General features: G+C 69.1%; 3 protein-coding genes and 1 pseudogene. All 4 read right to left on the bottom strand.

What is annotated here, in order from left to right; genetic code table 11:
* Positions 1-855: 855 nt before the first annotated feature.
* Entirely contained in the window at positions 856-1,152 is a 297-nt protein-coding gene (locus BLW04_RS29035) for a tyrosine-type recombinase/integrase (RefSeq protein WP_371327829.1), read from the bottom strand.
* A 160-nt stretch (positions 1,153-1,312) separates the two neighbouring features.
* Positions 1,313-1,573 (bottom strand): annotated as a pseudogene (locus BLW04_RS29985) (tyrosine-type recombinase/integrase); the annotation flags it as partial.
* 192 nt (positions 1,574-1,765) lie between these two features.
* Positions 1,766-2,056: a hypothetical protein gene (locus tag BLW04_RS27870; protein WP_217631270.1), complete on the bottom strand. Its 291-nt coding sequence runs from the start codon at positions 2,054-2,056 to the stop codon at positions 1,766-1,768.
* Between the two features lie 79 nt (positions 2,057-2,135).
* Positions 2,136-2,447 (bottom strand): helix-turn-helix domain-containing protein, encoded by a 312-nt coding sequence (locus tag BLW04_RS29405; RefSeq protein WP_091548339.1) that lies wholly within the window; start codon positions 2,445-2,447, stop codon positions 2,136-2,138.
* Positions 2,448-2,902: the final 455 nt, after the last annotated feature.

The following is a 2,902-nucleotide window of genomic DNA, read 5'->3' as shown; positions in this document are numbered from 1 at the left end:
GAAGAGGCGCTCGACTGCGCCTGTGGCCTCTACCTCAACAACCCAACCGCCTGGACGGCGGACCCCCGACGTTCCAACGGCGGGGACCACTAGCGCTGGACCAGCTGTCGGTGCACCCAACGGCGGCGCGGCAAGGCGTCGGCCGGGCGCTCCTGGTCGAGCTTGCCGGCGTGCGCCGGACCCGTGGTTACTCGACCATCACGGGCACCACATTCCGCGAGGTCCTGTTCAACGGTCCCTTATACTCGTCTTTGGGCGCGGAGGAGGACCTTCACCCACATCCGGCCATGGTGGCGCGGCGCCACGCGAGACAGCCCTCGGTCTGGATGCGCTCGGCCCCGCATCGTCATGCGTCTGCCACTGCTGCCCTGAGTCGCACTGACCCTCACAGGTCCATCGCCGCCCGGCTGGCCATCGGCTACCGGAAGATCGCTGCCGTCGCCCAGCCGCCGACCGTGCCACATAGCGCTGCGAGAACCCCGCCATTTACCGATGAAGGTGACAGTTGGCACCCCGTCACCGGGCATTTTCGCGGGCGGATCTTCTCCAAGGCGGGCCGGGTGCGGCCCAGGCTCAGCCCGCGTGGTTGCAATTGTGGTTGCAGTTCAGCGGAATCCGCGGTGATGCGGGCCCGTACGGCGGAGTCCAGGGACCGGCGAAAGCGCAGGTGACAGCCATGTCGCGCACGGTGGCGCATCTCCGTGAACGCGATCATGACGGCCTGGCAGTGTGGGGGGCAGGGGTTCGAGTCCCCTCAGCTCCACCCCGTTGATCAGGCCGTTCTCCCACCGGGAGAGCGGCCTGACTCGTCTTTGGTGCCAGCGTGGTGGCCACTGGAGCACATCCGGTGCCACGTCAGTCCCACAGTGCTCGTCCCATCCGGTCCGCAGCGTCCTTGCCAAGAGCGGGCATGACATGGCTGTAGGTGTCGGTCGTCGTGCGCATCTGTGAGTGGCCGAGTACCTCCATCACGACTCGCGGGTGGACGCCCTCGGACAGCAGCAGCGTCGCGGCCGTGTGCCGGCCGTCGTGCAGCCGCACCTCGCGCACGCCCGCCTCGTTCAGGAGGCTCTTCCAGGCCTTCCAGTCGGACTTCCGCTCGATCGGCCTGCCGTTGGCCTGGGCGAAGACCAGATCGTCTTCCTGCCACAGGGGACCGGCTGCGATGCGCTCTTCGAGCTGGGCGGCCCGGTGCGCCTGGAGTGCCTCGACGAGTGGTGCAGGCAGCGCCAGGGTCCGGCGACTGCGCTCGGCCTTCGGTTCCCTCGTAGACGAGGCCTTGTCCGCCGACGCGGTGCAGGCCGCGCCGGACGCTCAGCGTGCCCTGCTCTAGGTCGACGTCCGCCCACCGCAGGCCCAGGGCTTCCGACTGCCGTAGGCCCATGGCCAGCGCCACGGTCCAACGAGCGGCGTTGCGGTGGTTCTGTGCGGTGGCCATCACCCGTCTGGCCTCCTCCGCGCTCAGCGGCAGCGCCGACGTAGGCCGCTTGACCGACGGCGGATCTACCAGGGTCGCGACGTTCCTGGCGACCTTGCCGCGTTGGGAGGCAACCCGCCGGGTGCGGGACAGCACTCGGTGGGCGCGCAGGACGGACGCCGGGCTGAGACCCTTGTCGGCGAGCGCCGCCTAGAGCCGTTCCAGGTGCTCCGGCTGCAGGCGGTCGAGCCGCTGGTGCCCGATGCCCGGGCAAAGGTGCACGCGCACCGTGCTGCGGTAGCTCTCCAACGTCCGGGCGCGGACCTTTCGCGCCGCGATGTTGTCCAGTCAGTGATCCAGCCAGTCGCAGACCGTGGGCGCCCGGCCGGCTGCTTCCACCATTCCGGCGTCCCGCTTGGCTTCGATGGCTCGCACCTTCGCCACTACGTCGGCGCGCTTCGCGGCGGACACGTGACGACGGTCGCGTCGGCCGTTCTCGTTCTTGCCCATCGAGACGAAGCCGTGCCAGCGACCGCCTTCGTCCCGGTAGATCGAGGATTCACCGCTGGCCCGCTTGGTGTTCTCCGACGCCCGCCGCCGCCGCGGGGGTGTGCCGTCTCGTTCATCGGGGGGCGTCATCGACCGCTCCTCGCCCCTGTCCTCGCCCGATGTCGAGTGTGGGGCTGCGTTCTGACATCGGGAGCAGGTAATGCACAGGTCAGCCTCGGTCCACCGGGTCGGAGCTGAGTTCGAACAGGCCGCGCTGGTTCGTGGTCGTTCGCCCCCGCCGGCGCGGTCTCGGCGGGGCGCAGGGCTCGGCGGGGGAGTCTCGAGCCGGCTGACGTAACGCTCGAGATCGGCGCGGGAAAGTCGACAGCTGCGCCCCGATGTGCACCGGGTGGAGTTCGCCGGCTTTCATCAGTGCGTAGACGGTGGTGCGGCCCAGGCGGAGGAGCTTCGCGGCCTCCTCCGGCGTCAGGAGCAGTGAGTCACCATTCAGCACGTCCCGGAGGCGCTCGGGGTCGCCCATATCGCTCTCCTGTCCGCGGGTCTGCCGCGCGTGCCGACGGCCAGGGTGGAATTGCGCCTACGAGAGAAGGCGCCGATTTCGTCCGGTTGGTGACAGTGCAGTGGCGGGATATAATTCTTCTCCTGTTCCGCTGCAGCTCGGTTTCTCGAGCAGCTGACACCTGCCTGTTGCCCCACCGGCGCGGACGGACCAGGGGTGACACGGCGTCAGGCCCTGTCCCTTCCCGCGACGCGCTGTGTCACCCCGGCTCGCCGCCGGGGTGACAGACCTACCGATCGGCATGAACGGGGAGCCGCCGGTGGTAGGCCTCGAAGACCGTGTTGAGCGCGACGGCCAGGCCAGGGAGGTCGCGGTCATAGAGGCTCTTCGAACTTGAGGGGGAAATGACCCTCAGCAGACGGTGACCCGGCGGTGTCGCCGAGTGCAGGCGAACCGTACTCGGCGGCGCTGATTCT

This window comes from Modestobacter sp. DSM 44400 (assembly GCF_900107175.1).
In the GTDB taxonomy this organism is placed as follows: Bacteria; Actinomycetota; Actinomycetes; order Mycobacteriales; family Geodermatophilaceae; genus Modestobacter.
Note: the sequence above shows the minus strand (reverse complement) of the source record. Positions and strands in the feature narration are given on the sequence as shown.

Bases quoted from the DNA above. Each gene is read 5' to 3' on its own strand.
- BLW04_RS27870 (WP_217631270.1), bottom strand. From the start codon at position 2,056: ATGACGCCCCCCGATGAACGAGACGGCACACCCCCGCGGCGGCGGCGG.
- BLW04_RS29405 (WP_091548339.1), bottom strand. From the start codon at position 2,447: ATGGGCGACCCCGAGCGCCTCCGGGACGTGCTGAATGGTGACTCACTG.